29 protein-coding genes are annotated in these 25,332 nt (G+C 57.2%); 21 read left to right on the top strand and 8 right to left on the bottom strand.

The window, feature by feature from the left end; translation table 11 throughout:
- Nucleotides 1–8: 8 nt before the first annotated feature.
- From rplX to rplQ, 15 genes are all read left to right on the top strand, one after another.
- Nucleotides 9–317, top strand: coding sequence for a 50S ribosomal protein L24 (gene rplX, locus IE151_RS02470; RefSeq protein ID WP_189487515.1), 309 nt, complete (start codon nucleotides 9–11; stop codon nucleotides 315–317).
- The gene (rplE, locus tag IE151_RS02465) at nucleotides 310–867 is read left to right on the top strand and encodes a 50S ribosomal protein L5 (protein WP_189487513.1); all 558 of its coding nucleotides are present in this window, start codon (nucleotides 310–312) and stop codon (nucleotides 865–867) included. The genes rplX and rplE overlap by 8 nt, the downstream gene beginning before the upstream one ends.
- Nucleotides 868–892: 25 nt before the next feature.
- Nucleotides 893–1,198: a 30S ribosomal protein S14 gene (rpsN, locus tag IE151_RS02460; protein ID WP_189487511.1), complete on the top strand. Its 306-nt coding sequence runs from the start codon at nucleotides 893–895 to the stop codon at nucleotides 1,196–1,198.
- A gap of 11 nt (nucleotides 1,199–1,209) precedes the next feature.
- Nucleotides 1,210–1,608 (top strand): 30S ribosomal protein S8, encoded by a 399-nt coding sequence (gene rpsH, locus IE151_RS02455; RefSeq protein WP_189487506.1) that lies wholly within the window; start codon nucleotides 1,210–1,212, stop codon nucleotides 1,606–1,608.
- A 27-nt stretch (nucleotides 1,609–1,635) separates the two neighbouring features.
- The gene (rplF, locus tag IE151_RS02450; protein ID WP_189487504.1) at nucleotides 1,636–2,169 is read left to right on the top strand and encodes a 50S ribosomal protein L6; all 534 of its coding nucleotides are present in this window, start codon (nucleotides 1,636–1,638) and stop codon (nucleotides 2,167–2,169) included.
- A 190-nt stretch (nucleotides 2,170–2,359) separates the two neighbouring features.
- Nucleotides 2,360–2,719, top strand: coding sequence for a 50S ribosomal protein L18 (gene rplR, locus IE151_RS02445; protein ID WP_189487503.1), 360 nt, complete (start codon nucleotides 2,360–2,362; stop codon nucleotides 2,717–2,719).
- A 90-nt stretch (nucleotides 2,720–2,809) separates the two neighbouring features.
- Nucleotides 2,810–3,361, top strand: a complete 552-nt coding sequence (gene rpsE, locus IE151_RS02440) for a 30S ribosomal protein S5 (protein ID WP_189487501.1) — start codon at nucleotides 2,810–2,812, stop codon at nucleotides 3,359–3,361.
- A 25-nt stretch (nucleotides 3,362–3,386) separates the two neighbouring features.
- A complete protein-coding gene (rpmD, locus tag IE151_RS02435) occupies nucleotides 3,387–3,578 on the top strand; it encodes a 50S ribosomal protein L30 (protein ID WP_189487499.1) in 192 nt (63 codons plus the stop codon).
- A gap of 23 nt (nucleotides 3,579–3,601) precedes the next feature.
- Nucleotides 3,602–4,075, top strand: a complete 474-nt coding sequence (rplO, locus tag IE151_RS02430) for a 50S ribosomal protein L15 (protein ID WP_189487497.1) — start codon at nucleotides 3,602–3,604, stop codon at nucleotides 4,073–4,075.
- A 129-nt stretch (nucleotides 4,076–4,204) separates the two neighbouring features.
- Nucleotides 4,205–5,545 (top strand): preprotein translocase subunit SecY, encoded by a 1,341-nt coding sequence (secY, locus tag IE151_RS02425; RefSeq protein WP_189487494.1) that lies wholly within the window; start codon nucleotides 4,205–4,207, stop codon nucleotides 5,543–5,545.
- A complete protein-coding gene (locus IE151_RS02420; RefSeq protein WP_189487492.1) occupies nucleotides 5,542–6,135 on the top strand; it encodes an adenylate kinase in 594 nt (197 codons plus the stop codon). The genes secY and IE151_RS02420 overlap by 4 nt, the downstream gene beginning before the upstream one ends.
- Nucleotides 6,136–6,386: 251 nt before the next feature.
- Entirely contained in the window at nucleotides 6,387–6,755 is a 369-nt protein-coding gene (gene rpsM, locus IE151_RS02415; protein WP_189487490.1) for a 30S ribosomal protein S13, read from the top strand.
- A gap of 118 nt (nucleotides 6,756–6,873) precedes the next feature.
- Nucleotides 6,874–7,263 carry a 30S ribosomal protein S11 gene (gene rpsK / locus IE151_RS02410; protein ID WP_189487488.1) on the top strand — a complete coding sequence of 130 codons (390 nt, stop codon included), beginning with the start codon at nucleotides 6,874–6,876 and terminating at the stop codon, nucleotides 7,261–7,263.
- A 105-nt stretch (nucleotides 7,264–7,368) separates the two neighbouring features.
- Nucleotides 7,369–8,379 (top strand): DNA-directed RNA polymerase subunit alpha, encoded by a 1,011-nt coding sequence (locus IE151_RS02405; protein ID WP_189487486.1) that lies wholly within the window; start codon nucleotides 7,369–7,371, stop codon nucleotides 8,377–8,379.
- Between the two features lie 83 nt (nucleotides 8,380–8,462).
- Nucleotides 8,463–8,891, top strand: a complete 429-nt coding sequence (rplQ, locus tag IE151_RS02400) for a 50S ribosomal protein L17 (protein WP_189487484.1) — start codon at nucleotides 8,463–8,465, stop codon at nucleotides 8,889–8,891.
- 578 nt (nucleotides 8,892–9,469) lie between these two features.
- Here rplQ and msrQ read toward each other — a convergent pair.
- Together msrQ and msrP are read right to left on the bottom strand one after the other, a co-directional pair.
- Nucleotides 9,470–10,099, bottom strand: coding sequence for a protein-methionine-sulfoxide reductase heme-binding subunit MsrQ (gene msrQ, locus IE151_RS02395; RefSeq protein ID WP_189487482.1), 630 nt, complete (start codon nucleotides 10,097–10,099; stop codon nucleotides 9,470–9,472).
- Between the two features lie 2 nt (nucleotides 10,100–10,101).
- Nucleotides 10,102–11,052: a protein-methionine-sulfoxide reductase catalytic subunit MsrP gene (gene msrP / locus IE151_RS02390; protein WP_189487480.1), complete on the bottom strand. Its 951-nt coding sequence runs from the start codon at nucleotides 11,050–11,052 to the stop codon at nucleotides 10,102–10,104.
- 169 nt (nucleotides 11,053–11,221) lie between these two features.
- Between msrP and IE151_RS02385 the strand changes: the two genes are divergently transcribed.
- From IE151_RS02385 to IE151_RS02365, 5 genes are all read left to right on the top strand, one after another.
- Complete coding sequence (locus IE151_RS02385; RefSeq protein WP_244636573.1) at nucleotides 11,222–12,709, top strand: DegQ family serine endoprotease; 1,488 nt, start codon at nucleotides 11,222–11,224, stop codon at nucleotides 12,707–12,709.
- Between the two features lie 3 nt (nucleotides 12,710–12,712).
- Nucleotides 12,713–14,026 carry a replication-associated recombination protein A gene (locus IE151_RS02380; protein ID WP_189487478.1) on the top strand — a complete coding sequence of 438 codons (1,314 nt, stop codon included), beginning with the start codon at nucleotides 12,713–12,715 and terminating at the stop codon, nucleotides 14,024–14,026.
- 19 nt (nucleotides 14,027–14,045) lie between these two features.
- Nucleotides 14,046–14,423: a fluoride efflux transporter CrcB gene (crcB, locus tag IE151_RS02375; RefSeq protein ID WP_189487476.1), complete on the top strand. Its 378-nt coding sequence runs from the start codon at nucleotides 14,046–14,048 to the stop codon at nucleotides 14,421–14,423.
- A gap of 18 nt (nucleotides 14,424–14,441) precedes the next feature.
- Nucleotides 14,442–15,428 carry an RluA family pseudouridine synthase gene (locus IE151_RS02370; RefSeq protein WP_189487475.1) on the top strand — a complete coding sequence of 329 codons (987 nt, stop codon included), beginning with the start codon at nucleotides 14,442–14,444 and terminating at the stop codon, nucleotides 15,426–15,428.
- Nucleotides 15,429–15,502: 74 nt separating this feature from the next.
- The gene (locus IE151_RS02365) at nucleotides 15,503–16,243 is read left to right on the top strand and encodes an ATP12 family chaperone protein (protein WP_244636579.1); all 741 of its coding nucleotides are present in this window, start codon (nucleotides 15,503–15,505) and stop codon (nucleotides 16,241–16,243) included.
- An 85-nt stretch (nucleotides 16,244–16,328) separates the two neighbouring features.
- Here IE151_RS02365 and IE151_RS17915 read toward each other — a convergent pair whose 3' ends face one another.
- The 3 genes from IE151_RS17915 to IE151_RS02350 form a co-directional block, all read right to left on the bottom strand.
- The gene (locus IE151_RS17915; RefSeq protein WP_189487471.1) at nucleotides 16,329–16,553 is read right to left on the bottom strand and encodes an Ada metal-binding domain-containing protein; all 225 of its coding nucleotides are present in this window, start codon (nucleotides 16,551–16,553) and stop codon (nucleotides 16,329–16,331) included.
- A gap of 146 nt (nucleotides 16,554–16,699) precedes the next feature.
- A complete protein-coding gene (locus IE151_RS02355) occupies nucleotides 16,700–17,083 on the bottom strand; it encodes a hypothetical protein (protein ID WP_189487469.1) in 384 nt (127 codons plus the stop codon).
- A 357-nt stretch (nucleotides 17,084–17,440) separates the two neighbouring features.
- Nucleotides 17,441–20,389, bottom strand: coding sequence for an Rne/Rng family ribonuclease (locus tag IE151_RS02350; RefSeq protein WP_189487467.1), 2,949 nt, complete (start codon nucleotides 20,387–20,389; stop codon nucleotides 17,441–17,443).
- A gap of 648 nt (nucleotides 20,390–21,037) precedes the next feature.
- Here IE151_RS02350 and IE151_RS02345 point away from each other — a divergent pair.
- The gene (locus tag IE151_RS02345) at nucleotides 21,038–22,234 is read left to right on the top strand and encodes an N-acetylmuramoyl-L-alanine amidase (RefSeq protein WP_189487465.1); all 1,197 of its coding nucleotides are present in this window, start codon (nucleotides 21,038–21,040) and stop codon (nucleotides 22,232–22,234) included.
- A 45-nt stretch (nucleotides 22,235–22,279) separates the two neighbouring features.
- Here the strand turns inward: IE151_RS02345 and hspQ are convergent, their stop codons facing one another.
- The 3 genes from hspQ to tyrS form a co-directional block, all read right to left on the bottom strand.
- Nucleotides 22,280–22,612, bottom strand: coding sequence for a heat shock protein HspQ (gene hspQ, locus IE151_RS02340; protein WP_189487463.1), 333 nt, complete (start codon nucleotides 22,610–22,612; stop codon nucleotides 22,280–22,282).
- Between the two features lie 182 nt (nucleotides 22,613–22,794).
- Nucleotides 22,795–23,994: a UbiH/UbiF family hydroxylase gene (locus IE151_RS02335; RefSeq protein ID WP_189487461.1), complete on the bottom strand. Its 1,200-nt coding sequence runs from the start codon at nucleotides 23,992–23,994 to the stop codon at nucleotides 22,795–22,797.
- 77 nt (nucleotides 23,995–24,071) lie between these two features.
- The gene (gene tyrS / locus IE151_RS02330; RefSeq protein ID WP_189487458.1) at nucleotides 24,072–25,322 is read right to left on the bottom strand and encodes a tyrosine--tRNA ligase; all 1,251 of its coding nucleotides are present in this window, start codon (nucleotides 25,320–25,322) and stop codon (nucleotides 24,072–24,074) included.
- Between the last annotated feature and the right edge of the window lie 10 nt (nucleotides 25,323–25,332).

Genomic DNA, 25,332 nt, shown 5'->3' with positions numbered 1-25,332 from the left:
CCGGAATTATGCAGAAGATCCGTAAAGGCGACAAAGTCGTCGTGCTGGCCGGTAAGGACAAGGGTCGCGAAGGTGAAGTTGTTCAGGTAATGCCGAAGGAGGACAAAGCTGTCGTCCGCGGTATCAACCTGATTCGAAAGCACCAGAAGCAGACGCAGTCCCAGGAAGGCGGCATCATCACCAAGGAAGCCCCGATCCATCTCTCCAATATTGCCATCGTCGATAAGGACGGCAAGCCAACCCGTGTTGGCTTCGAAGTCAAAGACGGCAAGAAGGTCCGCGTGGCCAAGCGTTCGGGAGAAGTGATCAATGGCTAAGCAAGAAGCTAAGACACGCCTCAAGGGCGTGTACGACGAGACGATCCGTAAGGCGATGATCGAGCAGTTCGGTTACAAGAACGAGCTCGAAGTGCCGCGCATCGACAAGATCGTCATCAATATGGGCGTGGGCGAGGCGACAGCCGATTCCAAGAAGCCTGCTGTTGCCGCTGAGGAGCTTTCGCTCATCGCCGGTCAGAAGGCTGTGGTTACCCGCGCTTCCAAGTCGATTGCAGGCTTCAAGGTCCGCGAACAGATGCCGATCGGTGCGAAGGTTACGCTGCGCCGCGAACGCATGTACGAGTTCCTTGATCGTCTGATCACCATCGCTCTTCCGCGCGTTCGTGACTTTCGCGGTCTGAATGCAAAGAGCTTCGATGGTCGTGGCAACTTCGCCATGGGCGTGAAGGAGCACATCGTGTTCCCTGAAATCAACTACGACAAGGTAGATCAGGTTCGGGGAATGGACATCATCGTTTGTACGACCGCCAAGACGGACGAAGAAGCCCGGGCTCTGCTCAAGGCTTTCAACTTCCCCTTCCGGCAGTAACGGCAGCGAAAGAGGACATCTGACCATGGCTAAGACCAGTTCAGTCGAGAAGAACAATAAGCGCCGCAAGCTTGCCGCTCAGTATTCCGAGCGCCGCCAGGCTTTGAAGGCAATCATCATGGATCGCGATCTGCCGATCGAAGAACGCTTCAAGGCCCAGCTCAAGCTGGCTGCACTGCCGCGTAATTCGGCGAAGATCCGTATCCGCAACCGCTGCGAAGTTTCGGGCCGTCCGCGCGCCTACTATCGCAAGCTGGGCATGTCCCGTATCGCGCTGCGCGATCTGGGTTCGAACGGCATGGTGCCGGGCCTGGTCAAGTCGAGCTGGTAAGGAGCGCATAAATGTCTATGACTGATCCTATCGGCGATATGCTGACCCGTATCCGCAATGCGCTTATCCGCAAGAAGAGCAAGGTTGTTACGCCTGCTTCGACCCTGCGTCAGCGCGTTCTGGAAGTTCTGAAGTCGGAAGGTTACATCCGCGACTACGTCCGCATCGAGCACGAGAACGGTAAGGCCGATCTCGAAATCGAGCTGAAGTACTACGAAGGCGCACCGGTGATCCGTGATATCACCCGCATCTCGAAGCCAGGTCGTCGCGTGTATTCTTCCGTGAAGTCCATTCCTTTCGTTGCCAACGGTCTTGGTATTGCCATTCTTTCTACGCCGAAGGGCGTGATGGCCGATCACCAGGCTCGTGAGCAGAATGTCGGCGGCGAAATCCTCTGTCAGATTTTCTGATCCGGCTGAAGAGAAGAGGACAAACACATGTCTCGTATTGGTAAGAAGCCGGTTCAGGTGCCTTCGGGCGTCACGGTGAATGTCAACGGCCAGACCGTTATTGCAAAAGGCCCGAAGGGCGAGTTGAATTTCGTCGTCAACGACGAAGTTCTGGTCAAGTTCGAGGAAGGCGCCGTAAGCGTCCAGCCGAAGGACCAGACCAAGGATGCACGCTCCAAGTGGGGTATGTCGCGTTCGCAGATCCTCAACATCATCGAAGGTGTTGAAAAGGGCTATGAGCGTCGCCTCGAAATCACTGGCGTTGGTTACCGCGCTGCCATGCAGGGCAAGAACCTGCAGCTGGCTCTCGGTTTCAGCCACGACGTGGTTTACGAAACCCCGGAAGGCATCACGATCTCGACGCCGAAGCCGACGGAGATCGTTGTTGCCGGGATCGACAAGCAAAAGGTCGGCCAGGTAGCAGCGGAAATCCGCGAATATCGTCCGCCGGAGCCTTATAAGGGCAAGGGCGTGAAGTATGCCGGCGAGCGGATCATCCGCAAGGAAGGCAAGAAGAAGTAAGGTGTGGCGCGGGATTCTCGATTGTTCGAGACCCGCGCTCGCTCTTTTTCGTTGATCTGGAGGCGAATCGACAGTATGTCGGTCGCCTTCAACGTTGTTTGACACAAAGCCACGGAGGATGGTCGCGGAAAGAGCACTTCGCTCGGGACCGCAGGAGGCCGTCACCGTCTTACAAGGCAAGGTACATAAAATGGCTGATAAGGCTGCATCCGCTAAGCGCGCCCAGCGCGTTCGTCGCCACCTGAAGAAGGTTTCCGGCGACCGTATCCGTCTCTCGGTGCATCGTACGTCGCAGAATATCTATGCTCAGCTCATTGACGACGTGAAGGGGCACACACTCGCCGCCGCGTCGACGCTGGACAAGGACATCCGCGGCGATCTGAAGACCGGCGCTGACAAGGCGGCAGCTGCCGCTGTCGGCAAGGTAATCGCTGAACGTGCAGCCAAGGCTGGCGTTTCAGAAGTCGTGTTCGATCGCGGCGCTTTCATCTTCCACGGTCGCGTCAAGGCTCTGGCCGATGCTGCTCGTGAAGGTGGCCTGAAGTTCTAAGAGCTTCATGCAATAAAGGCGAGGGCGCAGGCCCTTCGCCTTTACTCGTACTAAACCCGTGCTTTCCGGAAAAGAAAAAGGACCAGGATAATGGCACAGAACCGTAGGGACGACCGCGCTCGCGAAGCCGATAGCGAATTCGTCGACAAGCTTGTTCACATCAACCGCGTTGCCAAGGTTGTTAAGGGTGGCCGTCGCTTCGGCTTTGCCGCTCTTGTCGTCGTCGGCGACCAGAAGGGCCGCGTTGGCTTCGGTCATGGCAAGGCACGCGAAGTGCCGGAAGCCATTCGCAAGGCAACCGAGGCTGCCAAGCGCGACATGATCTTCGTGCCGCTGCGTTCCGGCCGCACCCTCCATCACGACGTCAATGGCCGTCATGGCGCCGGCAAGGTTCTGCTGCGTTCCGCCAAGGCTGGTACCGGCATCATCGCGGGTGGTCCGATGCGCGCTGTCTTCGAAACCCTCGGTATCCACGATATCGTCGCGAAGTCGATGGGCTCTTCGAACCCGTACAACATGATCCGCGCTACCTTCGACGCTCTGAAGAATCAGATGCATCCGAAGGACGTCGCAGCACAGCGCGGTCTCAAGTACTCCACGCTGCAGGCTCGTCGCGGCGCGCATGTCGCAGCCGACGAATAAGCCCTAAAGGTCGAGGATTACGATTATGGCTAAGAACAAGACCGTCACCGTCGAGCAGATCGGTAGCCCGATCCGCCGTCCGAAGGAACAGCGCGCAACGCTCGTTGGCCTGGGCCTCAACAAGATGCACCGCAAGAGCACGCTCGAAGATACGCCCGCCGTACGCGGGATGATCGCGCGCGTTCAACACCTCGTTCGCGTCGTCGACGAGGCTTGATTGCCAGCGCTGGAGAAATCAAAATGAAACTCAACGAACTTAAAGACATCGACGGCGCGAACCCCACGCGCAAGCGCGTCGGTCGCGGTATCGGCTCGGGCAAGGGCAAGACCGGTGGTCGCGGCGTCAAGGGTCAGAAGGCACGTTCGGGCGTTGCGATCAACGGCTTCGAAGGCGGCCAGATGCCAATCTACCGTCGTCTGCCGAAGCGCGGCTTCGTGAATATCTTCGCAAAGTCGTTCACTGCGGTCTCGATCGGTCGCATCCAGACCGCAATCGATGCCGGCAAGCTTTCCGACAAGGAAACGGTTACGGCTGAAGCTCTCGTCAAGGCCGGCGTCGTTCGTCGCGTCAAAGATGGTGTGCGTCTGCTTTCGGACGGCGAACTGAAGACGAAGGTTTCCTTCGACATAGCTGGCGCTTCCAAGGCTGCCATCGCGAAGGTCGAGAAAGCCGGCGGCTCGGTCAAGCTTCCCGAAGCGGCAGCTGCTGAATAATCTCTGAAAGATCATGCAGGCGAGGCCCAGTCTCGCTTGCATCTTTCGGAAACGGGGCCTATTTCAGGACTTCGGCAGCGCGCCGCCCCCAAAGGGCGGCTTCGTTGTGTCAAGAGGCGGAGATTTTTTATGGCATCGGCTGCGGAGCAACTTGCGTCGAACCTCAATTTTGCAGCATTCGCGAAAGCGGATGATCTGAAGAAACGCATCTGGTTTACGCTTGGTGCGCTGCTCGTTTATCGACTTGGCACTTATATTCCGATGCCAGGGATCAACCCGCAGGCTTTCGCCCAGGCCTTCCAGCAGCAGTCTGGCGGCGTTCTGGGCATGTTCAATATGTTTGCCGGCGGTGCCGTCGAACGTATGGCGATTTTCGCGCTGGGCATCATGCCCTACATTTCCGCGTCGATCATCATGCAGCTCATGACATCTGTCGTTCCGACGCTTGAAGCGTTGAAGAAGGAAGGCGAGCAGGGGCGCAAGATCATTAACCAGTACACGCGCTACGGCACGGTGCTTCTGGCGATCGTGCAGGCGTATGGCATTGCCATCGGTCTCGAATCAGGCGGTGCGATCGTCACCGATCCAGGTTGGTTCTTCCGGGTCTCCACGGTTCTGACGCTGCTTGGCGGCACGATGTTCCTTATGTGGCTTGGTGAGCAGATCACCTCGCGGGGCATTGGCAACGGTATTTCGCTGATCATCTTTGCGGGCATCGTCGCTGGCCTGCCGAGCGCCATCGGCTCGACGCTTGAACTTGGCCGCACCGGCGCCATTTCAACTGCGCTCATCCTTGGCATCATCATTCTCATCGTCGTAATGATCGCCTTCATCGTGTTCTTCGAGCGCGCGCAGCGTCGTCTTCTGATCCAGTATCCGAAGCGCCAGGTTGGCAATCGGATGTTCCAGGGTGACACGTCGCACTTGCCGCTGAAACTCAACACGGCAGGCGTCATTCCACCGATCTTTGCCTCGTCGTTGTTGCTCCTGCCAGCAACTGTCGCAGGTTTTGCGGATCAGACGACGATGCCGCAATGGGCCGCAACCCTGATCGGCGCACTCGGACACGGTCAGCCGATCTACATGGCGCTCTATGCTTTCATGATCGCGTTCTTTGCGTTCTTCTACACCGCCATCGTCTTCAATCCCAAGGAAACTGCCGATCAGCTGAAGAAGCATTCCGGCTTTATTCCGGGTTACCGGCCGGGTGAGCGCACCGCGGAATATATCGATTATGTGTTGACGCGCGTTACAGCCGTTGGCGCACTCTATCTCCTCGTGGTCTGTCTCGTGCCTGAGTTCATGATCTCGGCGGCCGGCCTGCCATTTTATCTCGGCGGCACATCTCTGCTGATTGTCGTCAATGTTACACTCGATACCGTCGCTCAGGTTCAGGGACACTTGATCGCCCACCAGTATGAGGGTCTGATCAAGAAATCGAAGCTTCGGGGTGGAAAGAGGGGAAGATGAGACTGATACTTTTGGGACCTCCCGGTGCTGGCAAGGGAACGCAGGCACAGAAGCTTGTCGCCAAGCACGGCATTCCGCAGCTCTCGACTGGCGACATGCTGCGTGCAGCGGTCGCCAACCAAACCGAGATCGGCAAGCGGGCCAAGGCAGTCATGGATGCTGGCCAGCTCGTTTCTGACGAGATCGTCAACCAAATTGTTTCCGATCGCATTGATGAGCCGGATTGCAAGAAGGGCTTCATCCTGGACGGTTTTCCACGTACGGTTCCGCAGGCCGAAGCACTGACCAAAATGCTGGACGACAAGGGCGCTCCGCTGACCGCTGTTATCGAGCTCAAGGTTGACGAATCGATCCTGCTTGATCGCATCACCAAACGCGCAGCGGAAACCGTTGCCGCTGGCGGTGAAGTCCGCAAGGATGACAATCCGGAAGTCTTCGCCAAGCGTCTCGTGGAGTATCGTGAAAAGACTGCGCCACTCTCTAGCTACTATGAGGGCACAGGCGAGCTTCGCACTGTCGATGGCATGGTCTCGATGGACGAAGTGACAGCGCAGATCGAATCGGTCCTGTCGGAAGCCGCTGCGCAATAACGGGCATTCGCGATCTGAAAATATCAAGAAGGCGCCTTCGGAGTAGGGCGCCTTCTTGACTTATAAACTTTGGTGCCTTATGGAGGCCCATCGCTTACCCGAATCCGAGTACGCGTTGCTTGTCTATTGCGTGCAGCGAATATTTTGTGGTTTGCGAAATCAGCAGTTCAGACGCTTGCAGGGGCCGGCCTCCACCGGACGCGAGCTTGTGAATATAAAAGCCGGATTTTCGGCATTAAATGGAGATTGAAATGGCCCGTATAGCTGGCGTCAACATCCCGACCAACAAGCGCGTCATCATTGCGCTGCAGTACATTCACGGCATTGGCGCAAAGTTTGCTGCCGAGATCGTCGAGAAGGTCGGTATCGCACCGGAGCGTCGCGTTCATCAGCTGACCGATGCAGAAGTCTTGCAGATCCGTGAAGCCATCGACCGCGATTATCTCGTTGAAGGTGATCTGCGTCGTGAAGTTTCGATGAATATCAAGCGTCTGATGGACCTTGGCTGCTACCGCGGTCTGCGTCATCGTCGTTCCCTGCCGGTTCGCGGTCAGCGTACCCACACCAATGCTCGCACCCGTAAGGGCCCGGCAAAGGCGATCGCAGGCAAGAAGAAGTAATTGGCCTTTTCTGGCTATGCAGGCGGTGTCGGAGCTTATCCGCGCCGTCTTGTCGCTGGAGAAAGCTGGTGGAGCCGCTGGAATTACGGCGGTGTAGAGATCAACTGAAAGGAATATCATGGCCAAGGAAGCCGGACGCGTTCGTCGTCGTGAACGCAAAAATATCTCGACTGGTGTTGCACACGTCAATTCGACCTTCAACAACACGATGATCACCATCACGGACGCACAGGGCAATACCATTGCCTGGTCGTCTGCTGGCGCACATGGGTTCAAAGGTTCGCGCAAGTCGACCCCGTTTGCCGCTCAGGTTGCTGCCGAAGATTGCGCCAAGAAGGCTGCTGAACACGGCATGCGTACGCTGGAAGTGGAAGTCAACGGCCCGGGTTCGGGGCGTGAATCTGCTCTGCGCGCTCTGCAGGCAGCAGGCTTCACTATCACTTCGATCCGCGACGTCACACCCATTCCGCACAATGGCTGCCGTCCGCGCAAGAAGCGCCGCGTCTAAGTTTTCGTTTCATAGCCGCATGAGCGTGGATGCGCTCCTCTACGGTTTCTCATTGATCGCCCGTCACGATTGGATGGTGGCGGGGACAGGGAAGGAAAAAGCGATATGATCCAGAAAAACTGGCAGGAACTGATCAAGCCGAACAAGATCGAGTTCTCGTCCAAGAACCGTACGACGACGACGCTGGTGGCAGAGCCGCTGGAGCGGGGTTTCGGCCTCACGCTCGGTAATGCCCTGCGCCGCGTTCTTCTGTCTTCGCTGCGCGGCGCTGCCGTGACGGCGGTTCAGATCGACGGCGTTCTGCACGAGTTCTCCTCGATTCCCGGCGTTCGTGAAGATGTCACCGACATCATCCTCAATATCAAGGAAATCGCCATCCGCATGGAAGGCGAAGGTCCAAAGCGCATGGTCGTGCGCAAGCAGGGTCCCGGTGTCGTCCTGGCTGGAGACATCCAGACGGTTGGCGATGTCGAAATCCTCAACCCCGACCACGCGATCTGCACGCTCGATGAGGGTGCGGAAATCCGCATGGAATTCACGGTTGACAGCGGCAAGGGCTACGTTCCTGCCGAGCGCAACCGTGCAGAAGATGCACCGATTGGCCTGATCCCGGTTGATAGCCTCTATTCGCCGGTCAAGAAGGTCTCCTACAAGGTCGAGAACACCCGCGAGGGCCAGGTTCTCGATTACGACAAGCTGACGATGACGATCGAAACCGACGGTTCGGTTACGGGCGAAGATGCAGTCGCATTCGCTGCCCGCATCCTTCAGGATCAGCTTGGCCTGTTCGTCAACTTCGACGAGCCGGAAAAAGAACAGCCCGCAGAGCAGGTCAGTGAGCTGGCCTTCAATCCGGCGCTGCTCAAGAAGGTCGACGAGCTCGAACTTTCGGTTCGTTCGGCCAACTGCCTGAAGAACGACAACATCGTCTATATCGGTGACCTGATCCAGAAGACCGAAGCAGAGATGCTGCGCACGCCGAATTTCGGTCGCAAGTCGCTCAATGAAATCAAGGAAGTCCTTGCTTCGATGGGCCTGCATCTCGGTATGGAAGTCGCGGATTGGCCGCCGGAAAATATCGAAGCGCTCGCAAAGAGCTACGAAGACCAATACTGAGCCGGGAAGGGACAGGCGTTGCGATAACGACCTGTCCTCCGGTTCGACGGGCAAGACCCGGAACCACTTGAAGGAGACTAGCCATGCGTCACGGATTTGCCGGCCGCCGGCTCAGCCGCAGCGTAGGCCATCGTAAGGCCCTGTTTGCAAACCTTGCCGTCTCGCTTATCGAGCACGAGCAGATCGTCACCACGCTTCCGAAGGCGAAGGACCTGCGTCCGATCGTCGAGAAGCTAGTCACCCTCGGCAAGCGCGGCGATCTGCACGCTCGTCGTCAGGTGATCGCGCAGATCGGCAACGAGCGCGTTGTCAAGCGTCTGTTCGACACGCTTGCTCCGCGCTATGCCAACCGTAATGGTGGCTACCTGCGCATTATGAAGGCTGGCTTCCGTCAGGGCGACAATGCTCCGATGGCCGTTATCGAGTTCGTGGATCGCGACACCTCGGCTAAGGGTGCTGCCGACAAGGCTCGTGTCGAAGCCGAACGCGCTTCTGAAGCAGACGCCGCATAATTTCTGCCTTCAAAGGCATAAATGAAAAGACCTGCCGGAGCAGTCCGGCGGGTCTTTTTGCATGAGCGGAAGGTTCTCTAACGCAGGATACTCGGCTTGTCCGCGTGGACAAAATTTCCTGTACCAGATCTTTTTCTCCGAATGAAAATCGGCGCTTGCGAAAAAGATGATGGCTGAAACCGCTCGATCCATCCACACCCCCGACGGCTGCCTCTATCCTGTTTTCGTCGCGCTTGAGGGGACGTGGTTGGCCACCAGTCTTTTCGCGAAGCGCGATGGCAGTGCGTTTTGCCATTGTCGCTGATGGGTCTGACAAACCCGCGGCGATGGCAACACCGGGAGGTCAGAGCCTCGGTGACAGATCGTACGAGCAGGGGGTGGCATCCCTGTTTTCGGAAAATCCGTAGCGATTGCCTGGAAGCATGCGCGAGCATGACGAGTTTAGAATTGAGACTGGAGCGCATGCTTCCATCCCCTCATTTCTCTAAAGCCGATTTGCCTCGTGGAGCGGGCGGCGGCGCAAAAAATGGAGCGGAAAACCGGCGGGATCATGCCCGACCGGCGCGCAGCTGTGTCCGTTAAGCTGCCTTGATAAGTGTCTTGCGCCATTTCACGTAGGGCTTTCGTATCAAGCGCCAGCCGACCAGAATAAGTGCCAGTGCCAGGTAAAGCGCAGGTTCGAAGGTTACGACCTTGACCGACATGGTGAAATGCACAGCGCCGGCAATGGTGATCACGTAAGCGAGCTTATGCAGCTTGCTCCATCGGCTTCCGAGACGGCGAATAGAAAAGCTGTTCGACGTGAGAGCGAGTGGGATCAGCAGAGTGAATGCGGCCATGCCAATGGTGATGAAAGGCCGTTTCGCAATATCCTGTAAAACGACCTGCATGTTAAGCGCCTGGTCGAGCAGCATATATGTGAGGAAATGCATGGTCACGTAGTAGAAGGCGAGAAGCCCTAGAGCACGGCGATAACGCAACCAGTTGAGGCCGAAGAGGTCGCGGATAGGGGTGATCGCCAAGGTCGCGAGCAAAAAGCGCAATCCCCAGGTTCCAAGCAGATGCTCGAACTCCTTCACCGGGTTGCCCAGCAATTGCCCCGTCACGCCGAGATAAAAGCCACAGATCGCGGGCAGGAGGCCGATTACGTATAACGCCCATACAGATGCGCCATGATAGCGTTTCGGGAGAGTTGGTAGAAACGACATGGTCAATAATTGGCCCGCAAGTCCATGCCATCATAAAGGCTTGCGACCTGCTCGGCATAGCCGTTGAACATGAGCGTGTCCCGGCGGTTCGCGCCGAAGAATCCCCCTTCGCCTATGCGATTTTCCGTGGCCTGGCTCCAACGAGGATGATCGACTTCCGGATTAACATTGGCATAGAAGCCATATTCCGACGATTGCAGCATCTTCCAGGTATTCTCCGGCTGCTCTTCCGTAAGCGTGATCTTGACTATCGACTTGATGCCCTTGAAGCCATATTTCCAAGGCACGACGAGGCGAATAGGTGCGCCGTTCTGGTTGGGCAGCGTCTTGCCGTAAAGTCCGACGGAGAGAATGGTCAGTGGATGACGCGCCTCGTCCAGCCGCAATCCCTCGCGATAGGGCCAATCAAGCGCCTGGAAATAACCTTTCTGGCCCGACATTTCCTCGGGACGTACTATTGTTTCGAAGGCGACATATTTCGCGCTTCCCAGTGGCTCGACCTGGTCGAGCAAAGCCGAAAGCGGAAACCCGATCCACGGAATGACCATCGACCAGGCTTCGACGCAGCGCATGCGATAGACGCGTTCTTCCAGTGGTAGCTTCAGAAGGTCATCAATATCGAACGTCCTGGACTTGGCGACAAGGCCGCCGACCTCAATAGTCCAAGGAAGCGGGTTGAAAGAACCGGAATTATTGGCCGGATCGCTTTTACCTGTGCCGAACTCGTAAAAATTATTGTAATTCGTCACGTCCTTCTCGGGCGTTTTCTTCTCGTCTGTCCCGAAGGAACCCGCTGTGAAGGAAAGAGGCGCCGGCGCTGCCTGTGCAGAGGTGCCAACCAGACCTGCTGCCGCTCCCCCGGCCATAACGGCCATGAAATGCCGCCTATTGAGGAATAAGCGTTCCGGCGTGATCTCGGATGATGCGATCTTCGGATAATTATAGGCGGGCATCGTGGCCTCCGCGCGAATGTCTGATTCCATCTTTCTATGGGAAGATTGCGGCAATTCAATCAGTGTCACAATTTTGTGCCGGAAATGAAAGCCGCTGATAAGACTTAATTCTTGCCGCTTCCACTTTGAACGCGCCTTCCAATTTCCTAAATCGTGACCAAGATAGGAAATGATTTTCAATCAGGGATTCGGTATGCGTTTCACCAAGGCAGTTTTCTTCGCTATTCTCGCCACGAATGTTGCCTTTGCACCGGCAGTTGCACAGGAGCAGAACAAGGGCGTTGTTGGACAATTATCGGATCTCCTGCGAGGCAATACTACAGCTCCTGCTGATAAACGCGTGCCGTTCTCGCGGGAAGAGGTAACGCTCTCCTACGCTCCATTGGTGCGCGAGACGGCGCCAGCCGTCGTCAATGTCTATGCCTCTCAGGAGGTTCGTCCCAGCCGCTCACCCTTTGCAGGCGATCCTTTCTTCGAACAGTTCTTTGGCCGCCAGCAGATGGCGCCGCGGCAGCGGTCCTCTCTCGGTTCGGGGGTCATCGTAGATGCGGGTGGCTTTATCGTCACTAATAACCACGTGATCGCCGATGCCGACAAGATCAAGGTGGCGCTTGCCGATGGCCGGGAATTCGATAGCCAGGTCGTGTTGAAGGATGAATCGCTGGACCTTGCGATCCTGAAGATCGCCGGCTCGGAAGAATTTCCGGTGTTGCGCATCGGCGATTCCGATGCGTTGGAGGTCGGAGATCTGGTCCTTGCGATGGGCAACCCCTTTGGCGTCGGACAGACGACGACCTCCGGCATTATTTCCGGCCTCGCGCGCAGTCATGTCGGCATCACGGATTTCGGCTTCTTCATTCAGACGGATGCAGCCATCAATCCCGGCAATTCCGGCGGTGCGTTGATTGACATGCATGGATCGCTGATCGGCATCAATACGGCGATCTTCTCGCGTTCCGGTGGGTCGATCGGCATAGGCTTCGCCATTCCCTCGAACCTCGTTGCCGCCGTTGTTGAAGCGGCCAAGCGTGGCGACGATTTCTTCGAGCGTCCTTATATTGGCGCGGAATTTGCTCCCGTCACGGCGATGATCGCCGAATCGTTGGGCCTGAACCGTCCGCATGGCGCGCTGGTTGCCTCCGTCGTGGAAGGAAGTCCAGCTCAGAAAGCCGGGCTGCAGGCTGGTGATCTCGTTACCGGGATGGATGGGCAGCCTATCGATAATGTCGATGCGCTCGGCTATCGTCTGGCCACGCGGCCGATGGGTACGACCTCCAGGCTCACCGTTGTGCGCAATGGTGACGAACAGGAGATGGAGATCACGACGGAGCGCGCTCCCGAAGGCGATTCCGCCAACCAAATCGTGCTTTCCGGTGATAGCCCGTTTGCCGGAGCCAAGGTTGCTGCGCTTTCACCGCGTCTTGCACAGCAACTGAACAAGTCGGCTTCGCGTACGGGTGTCGTCATTCTGGAAACGGAACGAGGCTCGCCGTCGGCGCGCTTCGGTTTCCGGCCCGGCGATATCGTGCTCGACGTCAACGGCACGCAGATCGGCTCGGTCGAGCAGTTGCAGCAGATTACCAGCGCCGACACGCGCCTGTGGCGCTTCGCGGTTGACCGTGATGGGCAGGTCTTGCGCCAGATTTTGAGGTATTAGGATTTGGTGGATCTGTTCGGAACGCCGGAAAAAGACGCGAGAACCGAGCCGCCACGTCCGTTGGCGGATCGGTTGCGGCCGGCACAGCTTGGCGAGGTCGTCGGCCAGGAACATCTGACGGCTGAGGATGGCGCGCTTACGCGGATGATCCGCTCCGGTTCACTTGGCTCGATGATTTTCTGGGGGCCGCCCGGCACCGGCAAGACGACGGTCGCGCGTCTGCTTGCCGGGGAAACCGGGTTGGCCTTCGAACAGATTTCAGCAATTTTCTCCGGCGTCGCCGACCTGAAGAAAGTGTTCGATGCCGCTCGCTTGCGGCGCTCCAACGGTCGCGCGACGTTGCTTTTCGTCGATGAGATTCATCGCTTCAATCGTGCCCAGCAGGACTCGTTTCTACCCGTCATGGAAGACGGCACGATCACCCTTGTAGGCGCAACGACGGAAAATCCGTCCTTCGAGCTGAATGCGGCTCTTTTGTCGCGCGCACGCGTGCTCACCTTCAAAAGCCATACGCCGGACAGCCTTGCGCGGTTGCTTGCGCGCGCAGAGGAGGCGGAAGAGCGTCAGTTACCGCTGGATGAGGAGGCGCGCGATCTGCTCATCCGCATGAGCGACGGCGACGGGCGCGCCGTGCTGACGCTGGCCGAAGAGGTTTGGCGTGCGGCGGCGACAGACGAGGTTTTCGATGCAAAAACCTTGCAGGAAATCGTGCAGCGGCGCGCACCGATCTACGACAAGGGACAAGACGGGCATTACAATCTGATTTCGGCGTTGCACAAATCGGTACGAGGTTCCGACCCGGACGCGGCGCTTTATTATCTCTGCCGCATGTTCGATGCTGGCGAAGATCCGCTTTATCTGGGGCGTCGTCTGGTGCGCATGGCTGTCGAAGATATAGGTCTTGCTGATCCACAGGCGCTGCTTGTCTGCAACGCTGCCAAGGATGCCTATGATTATCTTGGTTCGCCCGAAGGTGAATTGGCGCTGGCGGAGGCCTGCGTCTATCTCGCGACGGCACCGAAATCGAATGGTGTCTACACCGCCTTCAAGGCCGCGATGCGCGCAGCCAAGGAGCAGGGGTCTCTCCTGCCGCCCAAGCACATTCTGAATGCGCCGACCAAGCTGATGAAAGAAGAGGAATACGGTCGCGGTTATCTGTATGATCACGATCAGCCCGATGCTTTCTCCGGCCAGAATTATTTCCCCGAAGCCATGGGGCGGCGAAAGTTTTACGACCCGCCAGAGCGTGGATTCGAACGCGATATTCGCAAAAGGCTGGACTATTGGGCCAGGTTGCGCGAAGAACGCGGCGAGTAATCTTCCAGCGGGCCGAATAATGATGCATCTGCTTCTGGTCTGCGCAGGCGGTGCCATTGGGGCAGGGCTGCGCCATCTGGCAAATATGGTATTGCTGCGCTGGTTTGGGCCGGGTTTTCCGTGGGGAACGATGGCGGTCAATGTCAGCGGCTCGCTCGTCATGGGCTTTTTCGCAGCGTTGCTGGCGAGAAAGCTTGGGGCTTCGACGGAATGGCGCCTGTTCTTTGCCACCGGCATTCTTGGCGGATATACCACCTTCTCGGCCTTCTCGCTGGAAACCGTCAATCTCTGGTTGGACGGTCGCGAAATGGCTGCCGCGGCATATGTCGCAGTGAGCGTTATTTTTGGACTATTGGCGCTCTGCGCCGGGCTGTGGTTTGGCCGCAGCCTTTTGTGAGAATTGAGAGCAAGAAAAATGGCAGGCGTTGAACAGATCAAGGTTGGAGCGGACGAGGCCGATATGCGGCTCGACCGCTGGTTCAAGCTGCATTATCCGGGGCTGGGCTTCGGCCAATTGCAGAAGCTGCTGCGTTCCGGGCAGATCCGCGTCGATGGCGGACGCGTCAAATCCGACAGCCGTGTGCAGCCCGGCCAGATGGTGCGCGTGCCGCCATTGAATGTCGATCAGAAGCTGAGCGGAGCCCCGCTGACCGTGCGCACGATCAAGGCGCAGGGCGATGGCGATGTTCTCTCCAGGATGATGCTTTACGAGGACGAAAAAGTGTTCGTCTTCAACAAGCCTTCCGGCCTTGCCGTGCAGGGTGGCTCTGGCGTTACGCGTAGCGTGGATTCCATGCTCGAGGCCTTCCGTAACAGGAAAGGCGAAAAGCCTCGCCTTGTACATCGTCTCGACCGCGACACCTCCGGCGTTCTCGTCGTGGCCCGTACACGGCTGGCCGCGATGCGGCTGGCGGAATCATTTCGTCTGCGGGATACGCAAAAGATCTATTGGTCACTGGTGAAGGGCATTCCGCGTCAGCGTGAGGGCACCATCTCGTCCTGGCTAGTCAAGGAGCCGACAGATGACGGTGATCGCATGCGCGTCGCTCGTCATGGCGAGAAAGGCGCAGATCATGCGGTTTCGCACTATCGCGTCATTGAACATGCGGGCCAAAAGCTGACATGGCTCGAGATGCAGCCGCATACGGGGCGTACTCATCAGCTGCGCGTGCACGCTCTGGAGATCGATTGCCCGATCATCGGTGATCCGAAATATTTCCCGCAAGATCCGAACTGGGATTTTCCGGGCGGGATGCAGAAGCGTCTGCACCTTCACGCGCGACGCATCATCATCCCCCACCCCGAAAAGGGAACCATCGATGTCACTGCTCCATTGCCGCCGCATATGGTGCAGAGCTGGAATCTCCTCGGATTCGAGGAAGGCGCTGGAGACGAGCGATGAACAATGTGAAGGAAGAGAACGGCGTTGAGCCTCAGGGTGCGCGAGGGCTGGAAATAGAGCCGCGCGATAACCCCATGAAAAAGGCGCAGATCAACATGCGTGCGCCGCTGCCCAAGCGCTTCTACAAGGAAACGTCTGTCGCAAGAGACGAAGCCGGACTTTATCGCGTATTGCTCGATGGCAAGCCGTTGCGTACGCCGACGAAGAACCTACTGGCGCTTCCTTCTGAAGCTGCGGCTATTCTTGTGGCCGAAGAATTCGATGCCCAGAAAAAGGAAATCGACCCGTCCACGATGCCGGTTACGCGTATCGTCAATTCCGCCATTGACGGCGTAAGCGCCGATGTCGATGGCGTCGTTGCTGATCTGGTGCGCTTTTCCGAGACGGATCTGCTCTGCTATCGCGCCGAAGGACCGGACGGGCTTGCCGTCGCGCAGGCGAAGGCATGGCAGCCGGTGCTCGACTGGGCGGCAAAAGCTCTTGGCGCGAAGCTCCTTGTGGTCGAGGGTATCATGCATGTCGCGCAGCCGCGTGAGACGATCGCAGCCATCGCAGCAGAAATCAATTCGCTGCGCGATCCGTTTTTGCTCTCCTGCGTGCATGTCATGACCACATTGACCGGCTCGGTTATGCTCGGCCTGGCGGTGGCCAATGGCCGTCTTTCTGCCGACGAGGCCTTCGAGGCAGCCCATGTGGATGAGGACTGGAATATCAGGCTTTGGGGCGAAGATGCCGAGGCGGCCGAGCGCCGGGCATATAAGAAGGGTGAGATGCTCGCTGCCGCGCGCTTGTATGAGGCGTTGCCCGGACGGTGAACTTGGATTTCATTCTTCAGAGCATGATTCAAGGACCTGAGAGAGTGATTCAGGAGAGCCTGCTAGATATTTGAAATATTTGATATTATTTTTCGGGCCTGCATCTTTTGCAGGCTCGAAATCCGTTCTGAAAGGCCGTATCCAGCGTTTCGAATAAGAGAATGTTCTCGCGCTTCGGCATTCGGGCAGGGCAACCGGGTGTGCAAACGATTTTCGTCGTCCGAACCCCGTGGAAAATCTGCCCGCGATGTGTCTTGTCACGTTGTTCGATTATGTCTAGCCAGTCGTCACGTTGCGCTTCCGTAATCATAGCACTCCTCCATGTGTAAAACATGCTGCGGAAGTATGAGCGGTGCCACCCGTTTCATGCGCAAAAACGTCTGCGCTTAGATTAAGAAACTCCATGTTCCAAGTCTCCCCGGTAGCATCGAATTTCGTCCGGAGGGATTGAAGATATCAGTAATGGTGTGGGCGCGGGCGGCGTGGCGCTGCCACTAATGACCCCGCGACGGAAATTTCAATCATATGCAATGAGGACAAGGGCAGGCACGGCGTCGCCGCTGACGGACCGGCATAAGCAGAAAGAACACTGCCACCATTGTCCCAGATGTTCTTAAGCTGAGTGATCGTCCATCTCTCCACATGGGGTTGCCACTCGATCTGCATGGAAACCGGTGTGTGTACGATAGCGAGGTTCTGCGGCCACTTCCACCCGGCCTTATCATATGATGCATAGGTAATGGCGTCATCAGACGTAACTCGGGAGCTTGGAGACGCTGTTGCAGAAACTGGATCGCCCCCGGCATGCGTATCTATTTCAAATGCGTTGACTTCGCTCATCGACTTACACGAAGCCTTCGTCGTTCAATGAGACAAGAACTCGAGAAAATCCCATTTGTCTTTCCAGAGCGCATTCAAAGATCTTTGATCTAACGCGCGTAAAATAGATCATTGGACTTTATGCCAAAAGGAAAGCATCGTGTGTAGTCTATCTGGAGACGCCCCTGGATGTTTTTCTCTTGATCACTTGATGATCGCCAATATCACGATCGGCTGAAGCTTAATGGACCAGAAATGTTTAGGCCACCGCTTTTCCTTGCAGAATATACCTAGAATGAACCATCTGATAAATTAATTACTGCAATGAAAAAGAGCGGCGTTGCCGCCGCTCTTGGTCGATCCGACAGGGGGCGATTACTAGAAGAAGCCGCGGCGTTGCCACCAGCCACCCTTCTTGGGCTTCTGCTCGCCTTCAGCTTGCGTACCATTTGACGAAATGACCGGTTCTGAAGGTGCTTCTGGCGCTGTTTCTTCCTGCGGGGCAGGTGCTTCCGGCTCGACTGGCACTTCTGCCTGAGTGGCCTCTACCGTTTCGGCGGGGGCGGCGACAGTGTCGCTGGCAACCGCTTCCTCGGCCGTCTCCGCCTTCTTTCTGCGGGCAGGTGCCTTACGCTTAGGCTTTTCAGTAGACGCTTCCTCGCTCACAGCCTCCGTTTCGGCAACTTTCCTGGAGCGTGACGCCCGCTTCTTCTTGGGTGCCTCTTCTTCCGGGGCTGCTTCAACAGGTGCTTCTTCAGCGACGGTTTCTGCCTCGGCTGCCTTCTTGCGCGAGCGAGTGGCGCGCTTCTTCTTCGGCGCTTCCTCTTCGGCAGCCGGTTCGGCAGCACTTTCTTCCGATGCGACCAACGGAGCTTCGACTGGTGCATCCGTGTTTTCCACGGTGCTTTCGGTCACGTCGATACCTTCGACAGCCTCCTGCGCGGTTTCAGCCTCATCCGGCTGGCGATGACGACGGCCACCGCGTTTGCCGCGGCGACGCTTCTTGCCGCTTTCCTTATCCGTTTCCGTGTCTGTTTCGACTTCGACCTCGGATGATTCGGCATCTTGGTCGCTATCTTCGGCATCTTCCGACGATGCTTCAACTGCGCCATTCTCGTCGTTCTGCTGCTCGCGGTCGCGATCGCGACCACGGCGACGGCGACGGCGCTTACGGCGCTTGCCACCATTTTCGCCGTTTTCGTCAGGTCCAGCGGCCGCGGGTTGCTCGATGTCGGTCCCGGCTACTTCCAGTTCGCCTTCGAACGGCTCGATCACGACATTGTCGTCTTCATCTTCCTCTATGATAGGCTCGGCCGTCATGGTTGGAATGGTCCAACCTTCCGGCTTGTCTGCCGAGGCGCCACGGATGATCGCATAATGCTGCGTACCGAGCGTCTCATCCGCTTCGAGTGTGATCTGCACGAGGAAGCGGTTCTCGAGGTCGACCAGGCTGGCGCGCTTGTGATTGAGGATATAGAGCGCGGTTTCTGTCGGCGTGCGTACTGTAATGTGACTGCGCGAGTCTTTGAGCAGGAATTCCTCGATCGCACGCACGACGAGCAGAGCAACCGACGAGTCCGAACGGACGTGTCCGGTGCCGCCGCAGTGCGGGCAGACCTTCATCGTGCTTTCGAGCACGCTGGCGCGAATGCGCTGACGCGACATTTCTAGCAGGCCAAAGGGCGAGATGCGACCAACCTGGATGCGAGCCCGGTCGTTCTTGAGGCAATCCTTAAGACGCTTCTCCACCGCACGATTGTTACGGCTTTCTTCCATGTCGATGAAGTCGATGACGATGAGGCCCGCAAGGTCGCGCAAGCGCAGCTGGCGCGCCACTTCTTCCGCCGCTTCCAGATTGGTCTGGAGTGCGGTGTCTTCGATCGAATGTTCCTTGGTGGAACGACCCGAGTTGACGTCAATCGCAACCAGAGCTTCAGTCTGGTTGATGATAATATAGCCGCCCGATTTAAGTGTGACCTGCGGCTGCAGCATCTTGTCGAGCTGCGCTTCAATACCGCTGCGGGCAAAAATCGGGACGGTGTCACGGAACGGCTGGACGACCTTTGCATGGCTCGGCATGAGCATGCGCATGAAGCTCTTGGCTTCCTTGTAGCCTTCTTCGCCACTGACCAGGATCTGGTCGATATCCTTGTTATAGAGATCGCGGATCGAACGCTTAATCAGGCTGCCTTCCTCATAGACGAGGGCAGGGGCGGTCGATTGCAACGTGGTATCTCGCACCGTATCCCACATGCGCATCAAGTATTCATAATCGCGCTTGATCTCAGGTTTGGTACGGTTTTCACCGGCGGTGCGCAGGATCACGCCCATGCCTTTCGGCACATCCAGCTCCTGCACCATTTCCTTCATGCGCTTGCGGGTCTGCGCATTGGTGATCTTGCGCGAAATGCCGCCGCCGCGCGCCGTGTTCGGCATCAGAACGGAGTAGCGTCCGGCAAGCGACAAATAGGTGGTCAGCGCTGCACCCTTGTTGCCCCGCTCTTCCTTGACGACCTGCACGAGCAGAATCTGACGGCGCTTAATGACCTCCTGGATCTTGTAATGACGGCGTAGAGGCTTGCGGCGCTCGCGCGCTTCCTCAATCACGTCTTCGGCACCGACGCTTTCAATTACCTGGTCGGTTGCGTCCTTGGCGCTGCCTTCGTCGGACTCATCATCGTCGTCGTCGCCGTTCTCGACTACTGGCTCGACGGGTTCTGAGACGGAATCATGTTCGACTTCAGCTGCAATTACATCGGGATCGCCGCTTTCTTCCGAGCCGATTTCGTCGCTGGCATCGCCTTCGGCGATCCCGGCATCTCCAGCATCGGCAATTGCCTTGCCCTCTTCTTCTGTCCCGTTCTCGGAGGAAGCCTGCATTTCCTCATTGCCGCGACGTTTGCCCTGGCGCGCCCGGCGACGTCGACGCGTACGACCGTTTTCTTTTTCTTCACCCTCGCCATCGGCTTCTCCAGAAGCGACGGCGGTTGCCTCTACGGGCTGATCCGATTCAAGCTCATCATCGCCGTTTTCGCGATTGTCGGCTTCTTCTGCTTCCAGCAATGCCTGACGGTCCGCATGCGGGATCTGGTAATAATCGGGATGAATTTCCGAGAAGGCCAGGAAGCCGTGGCGATTGCCGCCATATTCCACGAATGCGGCCTGAAGCGAGGGTTCTACCCTGGTGACGCGGGCAAGATAGATGTTGCCCTTGAGCTGCTTCTTGTCCTGTGACTCGAAATCGAATTCTTCGATGCGGTTACCGTGTGTGACGACGACCCGCGTTTCCTCCGGGTGGGAGGCATCTATTAGCATTTTGTTCGGCATTATAAGGGGTCTCCCCGACAGGGGGACGCAGCGCAAGTATGCCTCGCGGCATGGAAAATCTCGCCGTCGCGCGGCCGCTGTCGGATAAAGTAAAGCCCGTTCCGGTAGACCGCTGCGCCACGCTATGGCGTGCGCGAAGAAGGAAACTTCTTTCGCCCGTCCAGTTCGTGTTCACGCTCGATGTCATGGTCATACCTGACGGAACCGTTTCAATTCAGATCCGGATTGACCCGGACCAGCTGTTTGCTCTTTTCCAGAGCTGGCAGAAATTTCTGCCTCATTATTGCTCAAAGCTGTCCCTAAAACGCGGGAACGCCGCTTTGCAGAAATCTGTCAGGACAGGGCTCCAGTCTAGAGAAGCCAATCGAAACAAGATGTTACGAGAACATCGTGTCGATGATAAGGCTTCCGAACGAATCCGGATCTCCGAGTGTCCATCATTGCTTTTATGGGCATAAACGCTTGTTTGCAACAGGCATTTGCGTAGGGCGTGCACAAGGGAAGCTAGGGAAGCAGCATAAGCCGGCGCAAGTCCGGGCGGATACTACTCAACCAATGATTAACCATAATCGCCTAGCTGTGGAAATGAACGCCTTGGAATACATGCCGAGGCAATTGTAAAAGTAGAGCATCGGTCGCGGGTTGCGTATGGTCCGTTCAGCAAACATCGTATGGCGCGCCTTGGCGCTTCTGTTTTTCATCCTGTTCGCGGGCGGCGTGCATGCGCAGGCAAATGAAGGCCGGTCCACTCTATACGATCTGAAAACCAGGGCGCAAGGCGATGAGCTTACGCTCGAAATGACCTTCGATAAGGAGCCGGCGCCGCATTGGTTCTCACTGCGCTCGCCTTATCGTCTTGTCGTCGACTTTTCCAATACACACCTTGCCCTCGACCCGGAGGGTGTGAAGGCGCGTGGCATAGCCAAGGATATCCGCTATGGCAGTCACGGTCCGAACCGTTCTCGCGTGCTCGTCGTGCTGAAAGAGCCATTCCTGGTCAAGGACGTGACCGTCGACCCCGCCGGTGAGGATGGCTACAGGCTGACGATGCAGCTTCGCAAGGCGACGCTACATGAGTTTGAAACGGGTCTGTCTGACCAGGCAACGACGACCGCCGCGACCTCGACGCCCAAGCAGGATCGTATTCCCCGCTCAACAAAGAAATTCACGGTGGTGATCGATCCGGGGCATGGCGGCATCGATCCGGGGGCAGTAGGCAAGAGTGGCACGATCGAAAAGACCATTACCCTTGCCGTCGGACTGGAACTGCGCAAGGCGCTGGAAGCGACAGGCAGATACAAAGTCGAGATGACACGCTCGGACGACAGTTTCATGCGACTGGACGAACGGATCAAGATAGCGCGCGAACAGCAGGCCAATCTCTTCATCTCCATTCATGCCGATACGATCCGTCAGGAGGGTATTCGTGGCGCAACTGTCTATACCGTTTCCGACAAGGCGTCGGATGCCGAGGCGGCTGCGCTGGCGGCGCGTGAAAATCTTTCGGATTCTCTTGGGCAGATGGAAGTGGCTGATGAAAGCCACCAGATTGCCGATATTCTTTATGATCTCATCCGACGCGAGACCCATTCATTTTCGATCCGCTTTGCGCGCACGCTGATCGGTGAAATGAAAGACTCGGTGGCGCTGATCAATAATCCGCATCGTTATGCCGGCTTCCGTGTGCTGCGCGCCCCGGATGTTCCATCCGTGCTTCTGGAACTTGGCTACTTGTCGAATGAGGAAGACGAAAGCCTGCTTCGCGACCCTGAATGGCGTGGCAAGATCGTCAAGAATATCGTCAGCGCGGTCGAGGCGTTCGAAAAGGCAAGCGGGGCACGGTAGTCACTTCGCGCCTGAGCGGAGCGGTTGAGTGCAATTCGCCTGCCGTCAATTGCAGATACGCTGGCGTGGCTCGTAATGGCCATCGCTCGTCGTGTTGAAGAACTCGGCGATTTGCGGATGGCGGAGCGGTACGCCGGAACGATCGATCGTCAGGTTCTGTTCGGATACATAGGCGACATATTCGCTTTCAGCGTTTTCGGCGAGCAGATGATAGAAGGGCTGGTCCTTGCGCGGGCGCAGTTCGGCCGGAATAGCCTGATACCATTCCTCCGTATTGTCGAACTGAGGATCGACATCGAAGATCACGCCGCGAAACGGGAAGACACGGTGACGTACGATGTCGCCGATGCTGAATTTGGCCGTTACGATCTGTCCCATGGCGTTGTTCCAATTACTCCTGCCGGACATCCATGATGCGCCCCGGCGATAAAATTGCAATCATCAATTGTGCAATTGCATTTCCTTCCTATTGGTTAAGAAGAGCTAAATTATGTACGCATGATTTTATCGCGGGGAGTATCCGTAAGCGCAAACTCAGGAAACAGCTTCGATTTGAGCCGCTATCCACGCAATTGATCGCGGATATCCGCAAGCAAGCCGGAGAGTCCGCTGCCGGGACGCAAACCTTCGCGCATGAAGAAGCTGCGTAGCGGGGAGACGCGATTGAGAACCGAGAGTCCGACCGTGCGCAGCAGTTGCGATGGCAGGCTGGAGGAAAGAAGCGAGCTGTTCAGCATGTTGACCGCGCCCGCGCGTATGGTCACGTCGGGGCGACGCCTGCGATCATAAGCGGTGAGAGCCGCATTGCATCCCGGATCAACGCGATTAGCTCTCACCATGTCGAGAAGGTCGACCATGTCGCGCAAAGCGAGATTGAGCCCTTGAGCGCCGATGGGCGGGAAGTAATGCGCGGCTTCACCCACGAGCGCTACGCGTCTGGCGGCAAAGCGATCGGGAAGACCGGAACTCAGCGGATAGACCTGACGGCCGTCCTCGACGGTGACACGGCCCAGCATGGATTGCATGCGCTCTTCGACGCGCCGTGAAAGCGTAGCGTCGTCAAGGGCTGCGATGGCATCCACCTCGTCACGGCGCAGTACCCAGACGAGACTAGAGCGATTGCCCGGCAGCGGCACCTGAGTGAAGGGGCCGGACGGTGTGTGGAATTCGTTGGAGGTCGCGCCATGTCCGCGCGTGTGGGCAAAATTCAGAACAAGCGCAGACTGATCATGGCCGCGCACCTTGATGGAGATGCCAGCGGCCGTGCGGGCAGGGGAGTTGCGCCCATCGGCGGCGATGGCGAGTTTCGCTTCGATCCGCTCGCCCTTTTCCGTGGAGGCGATGACGATCCTCTCATCAAGTGTCCAATCCGCAACAAGGCTCTTGACGCGCCGGATGTTCGGATGCGTCTCGACCTTCTCCTGCAAGACGGAAAGCAGAACATTGTTCGGGATGTTGAGGCCGAACTGTTCCTCCCCGATCTCAGCGGCCTGAAAGGTGACAATCGGGCTCGTCACGAGGCGCTTGGTCGCATCAAGAATGCGCATCGAGCGCATGGGCTGTGCCTGAGGCCGCAGAGCATCAAGAATATCGATCTTTTCAAGGATTTTCAGAGCCGGCACCATGAGCGCCGTCGTTCTACGATCGGCTTTGGCTTCGGGGCCGATCAGGGCGACCTGAAAACCGTCTTGTGCCAAAATGAGAGAACAGAGCATACCGGCAGGGCCGGCTCCGGAGACAATAATGTCTGGCGTGCTCATTTTTGCTCGCTCCGTATTTTCTGCTCTCCAGAAATAAGTAAGGCTGGCGCGCCTGACAAGGAACGCCGGCTTTACGTTTAGATCGGGCGGACCAGAACATGCTTCTTTTTGCCAAGCGAGAGCTTGATGACGCCATCGGTAAGGTCTGCATCAGTCAAGGTCGCACGTTCGTCGGAGACAGTTTTGTCATTGACACGAACGCCGCCGCCTTTGACCTGACGACGCGCTTCGCTATTGGTGGCGCAAAGGCCAGCCTGCACGAAAAGCGCCAGGACGCCAAGGCCCGATTTCAGTTCGGAGGTCGAGACTTCGATGGAGGGAAGGTTGTCGGCCAGGGCACCTTCCTCGAAGGTTTTCCTGGCGGTTTCCTCTGCTTCCAGCGCCGCTTCACGACCGTGCAGCATCGCGGTGATCTCGGTCGCCAAGATCTTCTTGGCTTCGTTGATTTCCGCGCCGCCAAGCGATGCGAGGCGCTCGATCTCGTCCAGCGGCATCATCGTGTAGAGCTTGAGGAAGCGACCGACATCGGCATCCTCGGTGTTGCGCCAATACTGCCAGAAGCCATAGGGGGCCAGCATGTCGGCATTAAGCCAGACGGCTCCGCCCAGGGACTTACCCATCTTGACGCCTGAAGAGGTCGTCAGAAGCGGTGTGGTGATGGCGTAGAGCTGTGGCGTGCCCATGCGATGGCCAAGATCTATGCCATTGACAATATTGCCCCACTGGTCCGAGCCTCCCATCTGTACACGAACGCCGTAGCGCTTGTTCAATTCGACGAAGTCATAGGCCTGCAGGATCATGTAATTGAATTCGAGGAAGCTCAGCGACTGCTCGCGTTCGAGCCGCAGCTTCACGCTGTCGAATGAAAGCATACGATTGACCGAGAAATGCTGGCCGACATCGCGCAGGAATTCGAGGTAGTTGATCGGGGCAAGCCAGTCGGCATTGTTGACGATCAGGGCATCGGACTTGTCGCCGCCGAATTTCAGGTATTTCGAGAAGACCTGCTGGATTCCGTCAATATTCGACTGGATCGTATCGAGCGTCATCAGCTTGCGCGCTTCGTCCTTGAAGGAAGGATCACCCACCATGCCGGTGCCGCCGCCCATCAATGCGATCGGTTTGTGGCCGGTTTCCTGCAGCCATTTGAGCAGCATGATCTGGATCAGACCACCGACATGCAGGCTCGAGGCCGTGGGGTCGAAGCCAATATAGGTCGGGACCGATTCCTTGGCATAGAGTTCGTCGAGACCACGTTCATCGGAGACCTGATGAATGAAGCCGCGCTGCGAAAGCGTCGCCAGAAAATCGGACTTGAAACCGGACATTGTCTTTCAA

Source organism: Limoniibacter endophyticus (genome assembly GCF_014652835.1).
Classification (GTDB): Bacteria; Pseudomonadota; Alphaproteobacteria; order Rhizobiales; family Rhizobiaceae; genus Limoniibacter; species Limoniibacter endophyticus.
The sequence above is the reverse complement of the archived record's forward strand: the minus strand, read 5'-3'. Positions and strand labels throughout refer to the sequence as shown.